General features: G+C 48.5%; 1 protein-coding gene. It reads right to left on the bottom strand.

The window, feature by feature from the left end; translation table 11 throughout:
* Positions 1-75: 75 nt before the first annotated feature.
* A partial coding sequence (locus KB554_RS13195) for an RHS repeat-associated core domain-containing protein (RefSeq protein WP_277927726.1) occupies positions 76-1425 on the bottom strand: 1350 nt, incomplete at its 5' end.

The raw sequence follows: 1425 nt of genomic DNA, 5'->3' as shown, positions 1-1425 counted from the left end.
TTTTCCTGTGCCATTCCCATCATTGTGCCGGACAAAGCGAGGAGTACCGTGCTCCAAAATATAAACCGTTTCATATTATTTGTACAAGTCTTCTAAGATACTGAAAGATACGATTGCTTCTATTTTCTTGTTGTCGAATACGATTATTTCTTTTGTTCTCATTTGAAATAAATATCCGGTTGCAGTTCCTATTGATTTATGATCTTGCTGGCTCGGGAACCGGCTGGACCCTTTTAATGGGCCGAGGTTTTTCGATCCGCTCGGGTGGCTGTGATAGACACTTCTTGCTCCTTTCGGATTGATCGACACCGACGCGTGCTTTCCGGACTCTCTGACTTCGCCTTGAGAAACATTTGCAATCTGTCCTTCATGATTCACGATCCCTCCGTATTCCCTGTTGTTATTGTCCGAATCGCCTCCGGTGCCATCGTCTTTTATGGTGTTTCTCATTTTCTTGAGCGTGGGGACGGACTCTATTTCCATGATATTCTGCATGTGCGGTCCGGACAGATTCCCTTGTCGGATCGCATTTTCCGTGTCGATTGCCGCTTGTTCCGAAATTGAGTTTACCCGAAAGTCATGTTCATACCCAGCAGCTCTGATTACGTAGGTTTTATCGCCTTTTCCGGTATCATACATCAGGTATCCCAACGAATTATAATATTTGTCGTACACGGATCCATCCGGATCAATATTTCCTATCGGATCGTTTCCGCAATATATGTAGGGCGAACTTCCCGAATACTTTTCGCTTTTCGGGTCGGCCGTGTTCCATCCGATTCTGAATTCAGGGTCGATCATCCGGAATCCGAAATCGACGTACGGTATGCCGACGAATACCTGTTCCTCCTTTCCGTTGTATCGGTAGCGATTGTCGGAAATAAGGGCTTCGGCATCTTCCCATCGCAGGCCGAACGTTTGGATACCGTTCGATGTCACGACGAACCGGCCTCCGTTGAACCCCGCGCTTTCGAGCGATAGTTTTCCGTCACGTTTCCCATATACCAAAGAACCCGAATAATAGAGTCCGTCGCCGCCTGGCTCCGTCGCCGAAAGTTTCGTGCTGTCTGCAAGGTACGAATAATTTGCGGATAAAGTCCCTTTTTTCTCGACTTTTTGTGTCATATTCAGACAATTATATGTAATGTCGAGATCGTTGGCCCCATCGTGCGTCATGTTTCCGTTCGCATCGTAGCCGTAATCGTACACCGCTCCTGCATCGGCTATCGAGGCGATGCGGTTTCCCGTGTAGGAATATTCGAGATCGTTCAATGTCAGTCCGTTCCCGGTCCGCATCAAGGTCCGGAGGTTTCCGTTCGCATCGTATGTCAGTCCCTTTTCCGCGAAACGGTCCGTGAGGGCTCCGGCTTCGTAATGCCTGGTATCCGTCAGACGGGCGAAGCTGTCATAGGCGAATGCGTAGGT

It is taken from the genome of Alistipes sp. Marseille-P2263 (genome assembly GCF_018101075.1).
GTDB lineage: Bacteria > Bacteroidota > Bacteroidia > Bacteroidales > Rikenellaceae > Alistipes > Alistipes dispar.
Note: the sequence above shows the minus strand (reverse complement) of the source record. Positions and strands in the feature narration are given on the sequence as shown.